This is a genomic window from Pseudomonas sp. 8_5_2, from assembly GCF_059295255.1.
Window position 1 is genome coordinate 5,094,766 of sequence record NZ_CM181238.1, and the last position, 12,376, is coordinate 5,107,141.

14 protein-coding genes are annotated in these 12,376 nt (G+C 64.1%); 7 read left to right on the forward strand and 7 right to left on the reverse strand.

Annotated elements, in window-relative coordinates:
- Window positions 1-31 precede the first annotated feature (31 nt).
- From AC5O5R_RS23350 to AC5O5R_RS23370, 5 genes are read left to right on the forward strand one after another with little or no spacing between them, the layout of a single operon-like run.
- Complete coding sequence (locus AC5O5R_RS23350) at window positions 32-1,786, forward strand: bifunctional alpha/beta hydrolase/class I SAM-dependent methyltransferase (RefSeq protein WP_494514761.1); 1,755 nt, start codon at window positions 32-34, stop codon at window positions 1,784-1,786.
- Entirely contained in the window at window positions 1,787-3,097 is a 1,311-nt protein-coding gene (locus tag AC5O5R_RS23355) for a phosphatase PAP2/dual specificity phosphatase family protein (RefSeq protein WP_172232000.1), read from the forward strand.
- Complete coding sequence (locus AC5O5R_RS23360) at window positions 3,094-3,525, forward strand: hypothetical protein (RefSeq protein ID WP_172232003.1); 432 nt, start codon at window positions 3,094-3,096, stop codon at window positions 3,523-3,525. Before AC5O5R_RS23355 ends, AC5O5R_RS23360 begins: the two co-directional genes overlap by 4 nt.
- A 10-nt stretch (window positions 3,526-3,535) precedes the next feature.
- Window positions 3,536-4,159, forward strand: a complete 624-nt coding sequence (locus AC5O5R_RS23365; RefSeq protein WP_172232006.1) for a lysophospholipid acyltransferase family protein — start codon at window positions 3,536-3,538, stop codon at window positions 4,157-4,159.
- 1 nt (window position 4,160) lies between these two features.
- Window positions 4,161-5,093, forward strand: coding sequence for a phosphatidate cytidylyltransferase (locus AC5O5R_RS23370; protein WP_172232009.1), 933 nt, complete (start codon window positions 4,161-4,163; stop codon window positions 5,091-5,093).
- A gap of 21 nt (window positions 5,094-5,114) precedes the next feature.
- On the opposite strand, the gene AC5O5R_RS23375 is transcribed toward AC5O5R_RS23370, so the two are convergent.
- Both AC5O5R_RS23375 and AC5O5R_RS23380 read right to left on the reverse strand, forming a co-directional pair.
- Window positions 5,115-5,522 (reverse strand): type II toxin-antitoxin system HicB family antitoxin, encoded by a 408-nt coding sequence (locus tag AC5O5R_RS23375; RefSeq protein WP_494511693.1) that lies wholly within the window; start codon window positions 5,520-5,522, stop codon window positions 5,115-5,117.
- Complete coding sequence (locus tag AC5O5R_RS23380) at window positions 5,519-5,746, reverse strand: type II toxin-antitoxin system HicA family toxin (protein WP_172225766.1); 228 nt, start codon at window positions 5,744-5,746, stop codon at window positions 5,519-5,521. Before AC5O5R_RS23380 ends, AC5O5R_RS23375 begins: the two co-directional genes overlap by 4 nt.
- A 169-nt stretch (window positions 5,747-5,915) precedes the next feature.
- Here AC5O5R_RS23380 and AC5O5R_RS23385 point away from each other — a divergent pair, with 169 nt between their 5' ends.
- Window positions 5,916-6,260 carry a cupin domain-containing protein gene (locus AC5O5R_RS23385; RefSeq protein WP_003251579.1) on the forward strand — a complete coding sequence of 115 codons (345 nt, stop codon included), beginning with the start codon at window positions 5,916-5,918 and terminating at the stop codon, window positions 6,258-6,260.
- Window positions 6,261-6,385: 125 nt separating this feature from the next.
- Here AC5O5R_RS23385 and mmsB read toward each other — a convergent pair whose 3' ends face one another.
- Entirely contained in the window at window positions 6,386-7,273 is an 888-nt protein-coding gene (gene mmsB / locus AC5O5R_RS23390; protein ID WP_172285829.1) for a 3-hydroxyisobutyrate dehydrogenase, read from the reverse strand.
- Between the two features lie 10 nt (window positions 7,274-7,283).
- On the reverse strand, window positions 7,284-8,810 hold the full coding sequence (locus AC5O5R_RS23395) for a CoA-acylating methylmalonate-semialdehyde dehydrogenase (protein ID WP_494514762.1): 1,527 nt from the start codon (window positions 8,808-8,810) through the stop codon (window positions 7,284-7,286).
- A gap of 132 nt (window positions 8,811-8,942) precedes the next feature.
- Between AC5O5R_RS23395 and AC5O5R_RS23400 the strand changes: the two genes are divergently transcribed.
- Window positions 8,943-9,893, forward strand: coding sequence for a LysR family transcriptional regulator (locus AC5O5R_RS23400; RefSeq protein ID WP_172225730.1), 951 nt, complete (start codon window positions 8,943-8,945; stop codon window positions 9,891-9,893).
- Window positions 9,894-10,030: 137 nt separating this feature from the next.
- Here the strand turns inward: AC5O5R_RS23400 and yfiB are convergent, their stop codons facing one another.
- From yfiB to yfiR, 3 genes are read right to left on the reverse strand one after another with little or no spacing between them, the layout of a single operon-like run.
- Window positions 10,031-10,522: an outer membrane lipoprotein YfiB gene (yfiB, locus tag AC5O5R_RS23405; protein ID WP_172225733.1), complete on the reverse strand. Its 492-nt coding sequence runs from the start codon at window positions 10,520-10,522 to the stop codon at window positions 10,031-10,033.
- A 4-nt stretch (window positions 10,523-10,526) separates the two neighbouring features.
- Entirely contained in the window at window positions 10,527-11,798 is a 1,272-nt protein-coding gene (gene dgcN / locus AC5O5R_RS23410; protein ID WP_172225751.1) for a diguanylate cyclase DgcN/YfiN, read from the reverse strand.
- Window positions 11,795-12,361 (reverse strand): regulatory sequestration protein YfiR, encoded by a 567-nt coding sequence (gene yfiR / locus AC5O5R_RS23415; protein ID WP_172225754.1) that lies wholly within the window; start codon window positions 12,359-12,361, stop codon window positions 11,795-11,797. The genes dgcN and yfiR overlap by 4 nt, the downstream gene beginning before the upstream one ends.
- Between the last annotated feature and the right edge of the window lie 15 nt (window positions 12,362-12,376).

Genomic DNA, 12,376 nt, shown 5'->3' on the forward strand with positions numbered 1-12,376 from the left:
GCCGTCTGCCGTCGCAAAAGGACTTATCATCATGCGTCAAGCGCAAGCGCTGCACTTCTCCACCCATGACGGTGTCGAGTTGCATTACCGTCATTGGCCTGCCACCCGCAACGAACACCAGCCACGCCGAGCCGTGGTGATGTTCCACCGCGGCCACGAACACGGAGGGCGCATGGCCCATCTGGCCGATGAGCTGGACATGCCGGGGTACGACTTCTTCGCCTGGGATGCCCGCGGCCATGGCCGGTCGCCAGGCGCGCGGGGCGACAGCCCGGGGTTCGCCACCAGCGTGCGCGACGTGCAAACCTTCATCGAGCACATCCACACCCACCACGGCATCGCCGAGCAGGACCTGGTGGTGCTGGCACAGAGCGTCGGCGCGGTGTTGATCGCCACCTGGGCCCACGACTACGCGCCCAAGGTGCGCTGCCTGGTACTGGCCTCGCCGGCCTTCAAGGTCAAGCTGTACGTGCCGTTCGCCCGCCCCGGCCTGAAACTGCTGAAGGCCGTGCGCGGCAATTTCTTCGTCAACAGCTACGTCAAGCCACGCCTGCTTACACACGACCCTGAGCGGATTGCGTCTTATGTCGCCGACCCGCTGATCAGCCGGCCGATTTCGGTGACCATGCTGCTGGGCCTGTATGAAGCTGCTGACCGCGTGGTAGCGGACGCCCAGGCCATCCAGGTGTCCACGCAACTGCTGGTGTCCGGTGCCGACTTCGTGGTCGAGCGCCAACCGCAGGAGCGCTTCTTCGAACGCCTGGGCAGCGCGCGCAAGGAAATGCACATCCTGCCGGGGTTTTTCCATGACACCCTCGGCGAGCGCGACCGAGCCCATGCGTTGCGGCGCATCGAGCGGTTTGTCGAACACTGCTTCAGCAGCCCCGCCACCGTGCCGTCGCTGCTGGATGCCGACAAGACTGGCGCCAGCTGCGCCGAGGCCGAAAGCCTGGCGGCGCCGCTGCCGCGCAACTCGCCCCGGGACCTGTACTGGCGGGCAACCCGGGCCAGCATGCGCATGGGCAAGAGCTTGTCCGAGGGCGTCAAGCTGGGCTTCGACACCGGTTTTGATTCCGGCAGCACCCTGGACTACGTGTACCGCAATCAGCCCACGGGCAAAGGCAAGCTGGGTCGCCTGGTTGACCAGAACTACCTCGACGCCATCGGCTGGCGCGGCATTCGCCAGCGCAAGCTGCACGTGGAAGAACTGCTGCGCCAGGCCATCGCCCGCCTGCGCGAACAACAAAAGCCGGTGCACATAGTCGACATCGCCGCCGGCCATGGCCGCTACATCCTCGAAGCACTGCAAGAGCTCGAGCAACTGCCGGATTCGATCCTGCTGCGCGACTACAGCGAGCTCAACGTGCAGCAAGGCAGCGCGCTGATCGCCGAGAAGGGCCTGGCCGATATCGCCCGCTTTGTCCAGGGCGATGCCTTCGACCGCCAGAGCCTGGCCACACTGCAACAGCCCCCTACCCTGGCAGTGGTTTCCGGGCTGTACGAACTGTTCCCCAGCAACCAGCTGGTGGGCAACTCGCTGGCCGGCCTGGCGGACGCTGTGGAAGAAGGCGGCTATCTGGTCTACACCGGCCAGCCATGGCACCCGCAACTGGAGATGATCGCCCGCGCCCTGACCAGCCACCGCGGCGGCGAGGCCTGGGTGATGCGCCGCCGCAGCCAGGCGGAAATGGACCAGCTGGTCGAAGCTGCAGGTTTCCGCAAGCTGGCCCAGCGCATCGATGAATGGGGCATCTTCAGCGTCAGCCTGGCACAACGGGTACGCTGAATGAACCCTTCTCGTGAGCCCGGGCTGATCCGCCGGGGCGTGTGCTGGCTGCTGTTGCTGGGGCCATTGTTTTTCCTCAGCTACGGGCTGGCAAACAACCATACGGCCGGGCGCACGGATGTCGGCAGCCTGGTGTTCGGCTGGGAGCGCGGCATGCCGCTGTGGCCCTGGACGATCATCCCCTACTGGTCGATCGACCTGCTGTACGGGCTGTCTTTCCTGCTGCCACGCACGCGCCAGGAAATGGACCGCCATGCCCTGGCGCTGCTCAGTGCACAGGTGGTCAGCGTCGCCTGCTTCCTGCTCTGGCCGCTGCGCTTCACCTTCGAGCGGCCAGAACTGGGCGGGCTGTTCGGCTGGCTGTTCGACGTGCTGATGGGCTTCGACAAGCCTTTCAACCAGGCACCTTCGCTGCACATAGCCCTGCTGGTGGTGATCTGGACGATGTTTGCCCGACATGTGCGGCGCCAGCCCTGGCGTTGGTTGATGCATGGCTGGATGGGGCTGATCGGGGTGTCGGTGCTGACCACCTGGCAACACCACTTCGTCGACGTGCCTACCGGCGCATTGGCGGGATTTGCCTGTGTGTGGCTGTGGCCGCACAAGGGACGGCTGCCTTGGCAGCAGGCTCGCCTTGCGCAGGATGCCAAGCGCTGGCTGTTGGCGCTTTGCTATGCCGCGGGCGCGCTCATGTGTGCAATGTTTGCCCGGGTATTGGGCGGCGCCTGGCTTTGGTTGGCCTGGCCGGCGGTGTCGCTGGGGTTGGTGGCGCTGAACTATGCCGTGCTGGGTGCAGGCGGGTTTCAAAAGGGCAGCGATGGCCGATTGTCCAGCGCCGCCTGCTGGTTGCTGGCGCCGTACCTGTTGGCAGCGTGGGCCAATTCGAGGTTGTGGACCAGGCGTCACCCGCAGCCAGACGAAGTCTGTGATGGCGTTTACCTGGGGAGAATTCCGGGACGTCCCGCCGATGCCCGCTTTCCGGCAGTTGTCGACTTGTGCGCCGAACTATCCTGTGCCGCGCCAGCGGGTGCTTATCAGGGTTTTCCGACCCTGGACCTGATAGCACCGGACATCACCCTCCTGCAGCAGGCCGCCAACGCCATCGAACGCCTGCGTGCCAAAGGCCCGGTACTGGTCTGCTGTGCGCTGGGCCATTCGCGCAGCGCCAGCGCCGTGGCAGCCTGGTTGGTGCTCAGCGGCCGCTGCAGCAATGCGCAACAGGCCGAGGCAGTGATCCGTAAAGCCCGCCCTGGCATCGTCCTGCATCACGCGCACCGCCAGGTCCTGCATCAACTCGGAGCGCAACCATGAACCTGATCGTGGTGGCCGGCCTGCTGGGCCGCGGCAAGCAACTGGAGCGCCTTTCCGACGGCATCACCCTGCTGGCCCTGGCCTACGGCCTGGCGCCGTTGCTGGGTGCCCCGCTACAACCGCTGGCAAGCCTGCTGAGCATTACCCTGCTGGTGCTCGGCGTGCTGCACAAATACTGGGCCATCCGCGTGGCGCTGGACGCCGAGCTGTTTGCCCACCTGGCCGCCAGCCGCGACCTGACGGCAGATACCCAGACTCTGGACCAGGCCCTGTTCGAGCTGAAGCTCAAGCCACAGCCCCTGGATTCCCGCGCCTGGCCCGCTCGCAGCCAGGCCGCACTCAACCTGCTCCGTCGCCAGGCCCTGTGCCTGGGCCTGCAACTGTCACTGGCCTTGGCTATCTTGCTGACACTGCCTTTGAAAGGATAACCAACATTCCATGCTCGCCAACCTGACCGCCTACCTCATCACCTCCGCCGCCCGCCTGATCACCGGCGCCCGGGCCCTGTGGCTGGGCTGCACGCCGCTGCCGGTGCAGCGGCTGTACTTCGCCAACCACAGCAGCCACGGTGACTTCGTGTTGCTGTGGGCCTCACTGCCCCAGCCACTGCGCAAGCGCACCCGACCGGTAGCCGGCGCCGACTATTGGGCCAAACCCGGCATTCGCGATTTTCTCATCCGCAAGGTATTCAATGGCGTGCTGATCGACCGCCAGCGCAGCGAAGGCCAGGGCAGCCCATTGCAGCCGATCCTTGATGCGGTGGCCCAGGGCGACTCGCTGATCTTCTTCCCGGAAGGCACGCGAAACCTCGGCGACGAGGCATTGATGCCATTCAGAAGCGGGTTGTACCACCTGGCGGCTGCCAACCCTGAGGTTGAACTGGTACCGGTGTGGATCGCCAACCTCAACCGGGTGATGCCCAAGGGCCGTGCCCTGCCGCTGCCACTGCTGTGCACCCTGAGCTTTGGCGAACCGCTGCACCTGCAAGCTGATGAAAGCAAGCAGGCCTTTCTCGAGCGGGCCAGCCACGCCCTGCTGAACCTGGCCCCGAAGGATGCCTGACATGGACGATAACACCCTTTCCCTGTTCGCCGGCATCGGCGCCCTGCTACTGCTCGCCAGCGTGATCGGCCGCCTGCTCAAGTGGCGCGCCGGCCCGGCACCGCACGCCGTGATCGACAACCTCAACGCCCGTATCAACGCCTGGTGGGTGATGGTGCTGGTAATCGGCATCGCCTTCCTGTTCGGCAAGTACGGCGTCATCGTGCTGTTCTACGGCGTGTCGTTTTACGCCCTGCGCGAGTTCATGACCCTTACCCCAACCCGGCGCAGCGACTACCCGGCGCTGGTGGCGGCGTTCTATGTGGCGCTGCCTGTGCAGTACGTGCTGATCGCCATGGACTGGTACGGCCTGTTCAGCATTTTCATTCCGGTGTACCTGTTCCTGCTGCTGCCGATCCTGGCCAGTTTTGGCGGCGATACCACACGTTTTCTCGAGCGTGCCTCGAAAGTGCAGTGGGGCCTGATGATCGCGGTGTACTGCGTGTCGTCGGTGCCCGCGCTGATGACCCTGGACATCCCGGGCTATGAGGGGCGCAACCTGCTGCTGATCGCCTGGCTGATTCTGGTGGTGCAGATCAGCGACGTGCTGCAGTACGTGTGCGGCAAGCTGTTCGGCAAGCGCAAGGTGGCGCCCAACCTGTCGCCCTCCAAAACCCTCGAAGGGCTGGCCGGCGGCGTGGCGCTGGCGACCCTGATCGGCGCCCTGCTGTGCTGGATCACCCCGTTCACCTTCTGGCAGGCCGCGCTGATGGCGCTGGCGGTGAACGCCATGGGCTTCTTCGGCGGGCTGGTGATGTCGGCGATCAAACGCGACCGCGGGGTCAAAGACTGGGGGCACATGATCGAAGGCCACGGCGGCATGCTCGACCGCATGGACTCGGTATGCTTTGCGGCGCCAGTGTTCTTCCACTTCGTGCGGTACTGGTGGGCATAGGCGGAGCGCAAGCACCATTGATCAGTGGGTAAGCGCCAGCTCTCGCAGTGCAGCAGAAGCAAGAAAGCCGGAGCGCGATGCGTACCGATGATCACGCTTCACCTTTTCATCGATCCGCTGCAGCAGGTTTTCCGGCAGGGTCGCATTGAAGCGAACCGCCTTGCCCAAGTACGGCGTGACATCAAAATCCACCACGGCCCAGACCCCGCCTTCATAGTCGGGGTTCGCCACGTGGACATCAACTTCCCGAGGCTGCGGAAGTGCCTCCCTATCAGCGACCAACCCCTCGAAATGAAGCGCCAGCGCCTCATGGACATTGTCCAGTGCCTGAGCAACGGTAGCACCGGCGGAGAAGCAGCCCGGCACATCGGGAACGGTCACGCCGTAATCCGAACCGGCATCCTTGTGCAATACGACCGGAAATTTCATTGGTTGTCTCCTCTGACGCCCAGGTTGGGACCGCCACGAGCCGGGTTTACACCGGCCTGTTTCAAAATGCTGTGTACTGTGCCTTTGGGCAAGTCAATTTTGGGATGAGGAACTTTAACTCTCCCCTTCTTGCTGGGGTGCCTGAACTGGTGATGACTCCCTTTTATCTCCACCAGATAGATCCGATAGCCAAGTAGGAAAATACTTGTCGCAACATAGGAAATCCGCCAGAGCCATCGCGATAAGCGTGCAGGACCGACAAGCGCACATCACCGTCGAGGCCAACGACTGGCATAGCGCGTCCAGACAGCTGGACGTCGAGCCCAGGCAACTGCGCCTGCGCCAATGGCCCTATGGTGACGGGTCAATCAGCCAGTCACCAGGAGTTGTGCCATGTCCGATTTCATCACCGTCCTGCGCGAAACCTGCCCGACGCCGGTCGTGGACGCCACCAAGTGGAAACGCATCGGCGGCGATCCGCACACCGTCAACCTCAATGCCTACCTGTCGGCTGACGGCAGCAAGATCATGGGCACCTGGATCTGCACCCCGGGCAAGTTCGAGGTCAACTACGACAAATGGGAGTTCTGCCACTTCCTCGATGGCTACTGCATCATCACCCCGGAAGGCGAAGAGCCGAAGCACCTGAAGGCGGGTGATGTGTTCGTGATCGAACCGGGGATGAAAGGGACCTGGGAAGTGGTCGAGACCGTGCGCAAGTATTTCGTCTTCGCCTGATTTGTGATCATTACCGGCGACAGGGCCGGTACAGGCAAAAAAAATCGCGGAACAGGCGCCCTGCCCTCTGGTGCGCAGTTACAGAGGTAAGGCCGCCTGGCCCGCGATGAAGCCCACCTTTTGCGTCAATCCTTCTTGCGATAACCCTCGACGATGGCCGAGAAGTCCTTGCCGCCTTCGCCGCGCAGGCTCATGGCCTGATACAGCTGCTGGGCCAGCGCCCCCAGGATCACCGGCTGGTGCGCCTGGCGAGCGGCTTCGGTCGCCAGCCCGAGGTCCTTGAGCATCAGCTCGGCGCCAAAGCCACCGGTGTAACCACGTGATGCCGGCGCTGTTTCGATGATGCCCGGCCATGGGTTGTAGGTGTCCGAGCTCCAGCAACGCCCAGTCGAACTGTTGATGATGCCGGCCAGCACCTTGGTGTCGATGCCCAGCGCGTTGCCCAGGGCCATGGCTTCGGACACGCCGATCATCGAAATACCCAGCAACAGGTTGTTGCAGATCTTGGCGATCTGCCCGGTGCCGACCTCACCGCAGTGCACGATATTGCGGCCCATCTGCTCCAGCACCGGCTTGAGGGTGGCGAACAGCTCGGCGCTGGCGCCGACCATGAAGGTCAGGGTGCCCGCTGCCGCGCCGCCCGTGCCACCGGACACCGGCGCATCGCCCATGTCCACGCCCTTGGCCGCTGCTGCCTTGGACACCTCACGCGCGGTCTGCGGGTCGATGGTGCTGCAGTCCAGCGTTGGCGTACCGGGGCGAATGCCGGCCAGCACGCCATCTTCGTTCAGGTAGACGCTGCGCACATGGGCCGCAGCCGGCAGCATGGTGATCACCAGCTCGCTGCTGGCCGCCGCGTCCTTGGGTGATGGGCTGATCTGCCCGCCCAGTTCGGCAAGCTCGGCCAACACGGCCTTGTTCAGGTCGAACAGGTTCAGCTGGTGCCCGGCCTTGATCAGGTTGCGGGCCATGGGCGCGCCCATGTTGCCCAGGCCGATGAATGCGATACGCATGAGGTGCTCCTTAGCGCAGGCTGATGGTGGTGTTCACACCGTCGTTGACGCTGTCATCATCGAACCAGCGAGCGGTGACGGTCTTGGTCTGAGTGTAGAACTGCACCACTTGCTTGCCGTACGGGCCCAGGTCGCCGAGCTTGGAGCCACGAGAGCCGGTGAAGCTGAAGAACGGTACCGGCACCGGGATCGGGATGTTGATACCGACCTGGCCGATGTCGATTTCGCTCTGGAACTTGCGCGCGGCCGCGCCGCTCTGGGTGAACAGGCCGGTGCCGTTGCCGAACGGGTTGGCGTTGACCAGGGCGATGGCCTCGTCGAGGGTTTCGACCTCGAGGGTTACCAGCACCGGGCCGAAGATTTCCTGGGTGTACACCTGCATGTCGGTCTTCACCCCCGAGAACAGGGTCGGGCCGACAAAGTTGCCTTGTTCGTAGCCCGGCACGCTGACGTCACGGCCGTCGAGTTCCAGCTTGGCGCCTTCCTGGATGCCGCTTTCGATCAGGCCCAGCACACGCTCCTTGGCACGCCTGGAAACCACCGGCCCGACATCGGTGCCCGGCTCGCAGCCGGCATTGACCTTGAGCTTGCTGGCGGCGTCCTTGATATCCGGCAGCCATTCGCGGGCCTTGCCCACCAGCACCGCCACCGAGGTGGCCATGCAGCGCTGGCCCGCCGCGCCGAAGGCGGCACCGACCAGGGCGTTGACGGTTTGCGTGCGATTGGCATCAGGCAGCACCACGGCGTGGTTCTTTGCGCCCACCATCGACTGCACGCGCTTGCCGTGCTGGCTGCCCAGGTTATACACGTGGGTGCCCACTTCGGTGGAACCGACGAAGGAAATGGCCTTGATGTCCTGGTGGGTGCAAATGGCGTCCACCACCTGCTTGCCGCCGTGCACAACGTTGAGCACCCCGGCCGGTACGCCGGCTTCCAGCGCCAGCTCGACCAGCAGCATGGTCGAAAGCGGGTCCTGCTCGGACGGTTTGAGCACGAAGGTGTTGCCGCAGACGATAGCCATGGGGAACATCCACAGCGGGATCATCGCCGGGAAGTTGAACGGGGTGATGCCGGCACACACGCCGATCGGCTGGCGCAGGGTATAGGTATCGACACCGCCGGCAACGTTTTCGGCGAACTCGCCCATTTGCAGGGTGCCGATGGAGGCTGCGTGCTCGACCACTTCCAGGCCGCGGAAGATATCGCCTTCGGCGTCGGCCAGAGTCTTGCCCTGCTCGGCACTGAGCACCTGGGCAATACGCTTGGTGTGTTCGCGGATCAGCGCCTGCAGCTTGAGCATGATGCGCATGCGTGCGCCGATCGGGGTGTTGCGCCAGGTCTGGAAGGCGCGGTGGGCAGCCGCCACGGCAGCGTCGACTTCCTCGGCGGTGGCAAATGGCACGCGCGCCAGCACCTCCTGGGTGGCCGGGTTGACGATGTCGCGCCATTCGCTGGTAGTGGATTCGACCCATTGGCCATCGATCAGCAGCTTGACCTGCTCGACTTTGGTCTGGTCAGGGGATTGCGGTGCGTTCATCTGCGTTCTCCTTGGAATTATTGTCGGGACGAGATCGCCAGCGCCGGGCAAACGCGAGGTGGCGTCCTGAGGCATGTTTCGAGTATAGATGTGCAAACATCCAACAAGAACGCACAAAAAAACCGGATCATCATGCAAAAAGACCTCACATCCCTGAGCGCGCTCAACTGGGACGACCTGAAGTTCTTCCTCGAAGTCGCCCGCACCCGCAAGGCCAGCAGTGCCGCCAAACGCCTGAGCGTCGACTACACCACGGTGTCGCGGCGCATCACTTCGCTGGAGGGTGCGCTGGGCACCTTGCTGTTCGAAAAATCCCGGACCAACGGCTTTGTCCTTACCGCCGAGGGGCAACGCCTGCTGGGCTATGCCGAGTCGATCGAGAGCACCCTGCACATGGCGTGCGAGCAGGTTTCGGGGTCGGGCGTGGCGTTGTCGGGGCATGTGCGCATGGGCTGCACCGAAGGCTTCGGCAGCTTCTTCATCACCCCGCAACTAAGCCACTTCGTCGATGCCTACCCGGCTATTTCGGTGGATATCCTGCCGCTGCCGCACTTCATCAGCCTGTCCAAGCGCGAGGCGGATATCGTCATTGCCCTGGAGCGGCCGGAGCACGGGCCTTACGTGTGCTGCAAGCTGTGCGACTACCGCTTGCGGCTGTATGCGACCCAGGATTACCTGAACAGCCATACGCCGATCCGCCAGGTGTCGGACCTGGCCCGGCACCCGTTCATCAGCTATGTGGATGACCTGGCGTTCAGTTCCGAGCTGCTGTACCTGGCCAACCTGATCCCCAACGCCAATGCACACTTGCGCAGTACCAGCGTGATCGCCCAGTACACGGCGGCGTTGCAGGGCCGTGGGCTGGCGATCTTGCCGTGCTTTCTGGCGGCGCAGGATCCCCGGCTGGTCACGGTGCTGCCTGGTGAGATCGAGGTGACGCGGCAATTCTGGATGTACTGCCGGGAGGATTTGCGCAAGTTGAAGCGCATTACCTTGTTGTGGGATTACATCCGTGGGGTGACCGAGGCGAATGCGCCGTTGTTGATGGGTGAGACGCGGGAGATGCGCTTTGCTCAAGAATGAAGGGGCTGCTACGCAGCCCATCGCCGGCAAGCCGGCTCCCACAGGTACAGTGTGATCTCGAAGCCAACACAGTACCTGTGGGAGCGGGGTTACCCGCGAACACCGGCGCAGCCGGTGCCAGGCCTGTGGGTCAATGATCAGTAGGACGCCACCACGATGGACACTCGCCGGTTCTCGGTACGCCCGGCGCTGGTGCGGTTGTCCGCCACGGGCTGTGTGCTGCCCAGGCCACGGCTGTGGATGTTCTGCGCCTGCATGCCGACCCCGACCAGCGCCTTGGTCACGCTCTGCGCGCGGCGCGCAGACAGCTGCTGGTTATAGGCCGCCTTGCCCGAGGCATCGGCATGCCCATCCACCCGCACACCCTGGATACCAACGCCGAGCAGCGCCTTGCCGATGCGCTCGACAATCGCCTGGCTCTGCCCGTTGAGGCTGTCCAGATCGCTGCCGAACAGCACCTTGCCGGACAGGTCGTAAGCCCAGCCTTCGTCAGTCGGGGTAAAGCCCTCGCGCTTGAGCACGGCAATCTGTTCGGCGGTAAGGCCCTTTGGCGGGGTGTTCTGGCAGCCGGTTAGCGCCAGAACAGCGAGCAGCATGGCCAAAAAGGGGAATCGTAAAGCCTGCATCACGGGTTCAACTCCTGTTGTCGATTTCATTGGCGGACCGTTCCGTCTGCGCCACTTGCCATTGGCCAGGGCGTTTGCGCTTGGCCTGGTACATCGCCGCATCGGCGGCATTGAGAAGACTGGCGGGGTCAGCGCCGTCATCCGGGTAGAAGGCGATGCCGACGCTCAGTGAGGTGGCGATACTGCGGCCGCTGTCCAGCTGCACCGGCAGCTTCATGCTGGACACGATCTTTTCGGCGATGTGCTCGGCGTCCGGACGCGAATGCAAAGGCGTCAGCAGCACAGCGAACTCGTCGCCACCCAGCCGCGCCACCAGGTCGTGCTCGCGCAGCTGGGCACGTATACGGTCGGCTACGCTGATCAGCACTTCATCGCCCACGGCATGGCCGAGGGTGTCGTTGATCTGCTTGAAGTGGTCGCTGTCGAGGAACAGCAAGGCCAGGTGATCCTGCTGACGCGCCGCATTGCGCAGGCTGCGGGTCAGACGGCCCTCGAAAAACGCCCGGTTGGGCAGGCCGGTCAGGCTGTCGTGGCTGGCCTGGTGGGCCAGGGTCTGGTTTTCGCTCTGCAGGTGGCTGTGCCACACCTCAAGCTCATCCAGCAAGGCATTGAAGTCGTTGCCCAGCTCGTTGAGCTCGGCAATCGGCGCTTCCGGCACGCGGCGGTCGAAGCTGCGCTCGCGGCGGGCAGCGTGGGCGACACTGGCCAGGCCACGCAACGGGCGGACGATATCGCCGAGCAGGCGCCGTGACAAATATTGCGCAGCCAAGGCACTGAGTACCGTGCAAAACACGATACCGGCCAAGCCGCTGAGCAGGAACAGCAGCAAGCTACGGCCCTGGCCGACCAGCTCGATGTGCCCGACCTGCTGCTGCTGGTGCATGATCGGCAGGTTGACCGGCTCATCCAGCAGGGCGGTTGCAACCTGCACTTCCAGCTGCGCGAACATGCCGGTATCGCCGCGTTGCCAGTGCGCCAGCTGCACCCCCTCGTTGTTGAAGACCTTGGCCTCGGCCACTTCCTCGGTGCTGGCGATCAGCGCCAGCGATTCATTGGCAGCCGCGCTGTCGTCGAACACCACTGCCGCTTCCACGGTGTAGGTGATCGAACGGGCGATCAGGTGCAGGTTCTGGTTGGCGTAGACGCGCAGCGCAAGCACGCCCAGCAGGGTCAGGGAAATCCCGGCCAGGCCGACGGCGAGCAAGGCCACGCTGAGGTGGCCACGGCCCAGCACCGAGCGCAAGGTTGGCCGCAGGCCTGGCTTGCGTGTCGGCTTCATGGCTGCACCGCCCGACGCCGCGACAGTTGCAGCACACTGGGGTGAATACGCACCCCGGAACGTGCCACCGAGTCGAGGTTGACCTCAAAAGCCACCTGCTGGTCGCTGACCCGCAGGCAGAACAGGCTGCCGACCGTGCACGGGTCACCCGCTTCGCTGATACTCAATACCGGGTGGCCGTTGACACGCTGGAACAGGCGGTCTCGCTGGCCTTGGTCGAGTTTGCCGATGTAGACGGCGTCACACGCCTGGGCGACCTGGGTATCTTCTGCCAGCAGGCGCCGCACCTGCAGCGGGCGGCCCGACTCCTGCACATGGCCCTTGATCAGGTCATCGGCGTATTCGGTCGGGCCGACCAGGCAAAGTCGCAAGGGTGAGGGGTCGACGGGCCAGCGGGCGTAGCTGAAGATGCCCAGTACTACCTGGGTGACCGCTTTGGCGCGTTGCTGCGCCTGGGCGGCGGTCGTGGCTGTTTCTGCCTGGGCAAGGCCTGCGATAAGAAACAGGGCGGCCAGCAATAGCGAAAGCGCACAGCTTGTCACTCGCCTCCCGGCCACGTTCATGTGGGAAATCTCTTA

What these genes read in the sequence shown, in the direction of transcription:
- AC5O5R_RS23350 (WP_494514761.1), top strand. Translation starts at nt 32, where the DNA reads ATGCGTCAAGCGCAAGCGCTGCACTTCTCCACCCATGACGGTGTCGAG.
- AC5O5R_RS23355 (WP_172232000.1), top strand. Translation starts at nt 1,787, where the DNA reads ATGAACCCTTCTCGTGAGCCCGGGCTGATCCGCCGGGGCGTGTGCTGG.
- AC5O5R_RS23360 (WP_172232003.1), top strand. Translation starts at nt 3,094, where the DNA reads ATGAACCTGATCGTGGTGGCCGGCCTGCTGGGCCGCGGCAAGCAACTG.
- AC5O5R_RS23365 (WP_172232006.1), top strand. Translation starts at nt 3,536, where the DNA reads ATGCTCGCCAACCTGACCGCCTACCTCATCACCTCCGCCGCCCGCCTG.
- AC5O5R_RS23370 (WP_172232009.1), top strand. Translation starts at nt 4,161, where the DNA reads ATGGACGATAACACCCTTTCCCTGTTCGCCGGCATCGGCGCCCTGCTA.
- AC5O5R_RS23375 (WP_494511693.1), bottom strand. Translation starts at nt 5,522, where the DNA reads ATGAAATTTCCGGTCGTATTGCACAAGGATGCCGGTTCGGATTACGGC.
- AC5O5R_RS23385 (WP_003251579.1), top strand. Translation starts at nt 5,916, where the DNA reads ATGTCCGATTTCATCACCGTCCTGCGCGAAACCTGCCCGACGCCGGTC.
- mmsB (WP_172285829.1), bottom strand. Translation starts at nt 7,273, where the DNA reads ATGCGTATCGCATTCATCGGCCTGGGCAACATGGGCGCGCCCATGGCC.
- AC5O5R_RS23395 (WP_494514762.1), bottom strand. Translation starts at nt 8,810, where the DNA reads ATGAACGCACCGCAATCCCCTGACCAGACCAAAGTCGAGCAGGTCAAG.
- AC5O5R_RS23400 (WP_172225730.1), top strand. Translation starts at nt 8,943, where the DNA reads ATGCAAAAAGACCTCACATCCCTGAGCGCGCTCAACTGGGACGACCTG.
- dgcN (WP_172225751.1), bottom strand. Translation starts at nt 11,798, where the DNA reads ATGAAGCCGACACGCAAGCCAGGCCTGCGGCCAACCTTGCGCTCGGTG.
- yfiR (WP_172225754.1), bottom strand. Translation starts at nt 12,361, where the DNA reads ATGAACGTGGCCGGGAGGCGAGTGACAAGCTGTGCGCTTTCGCTATTG.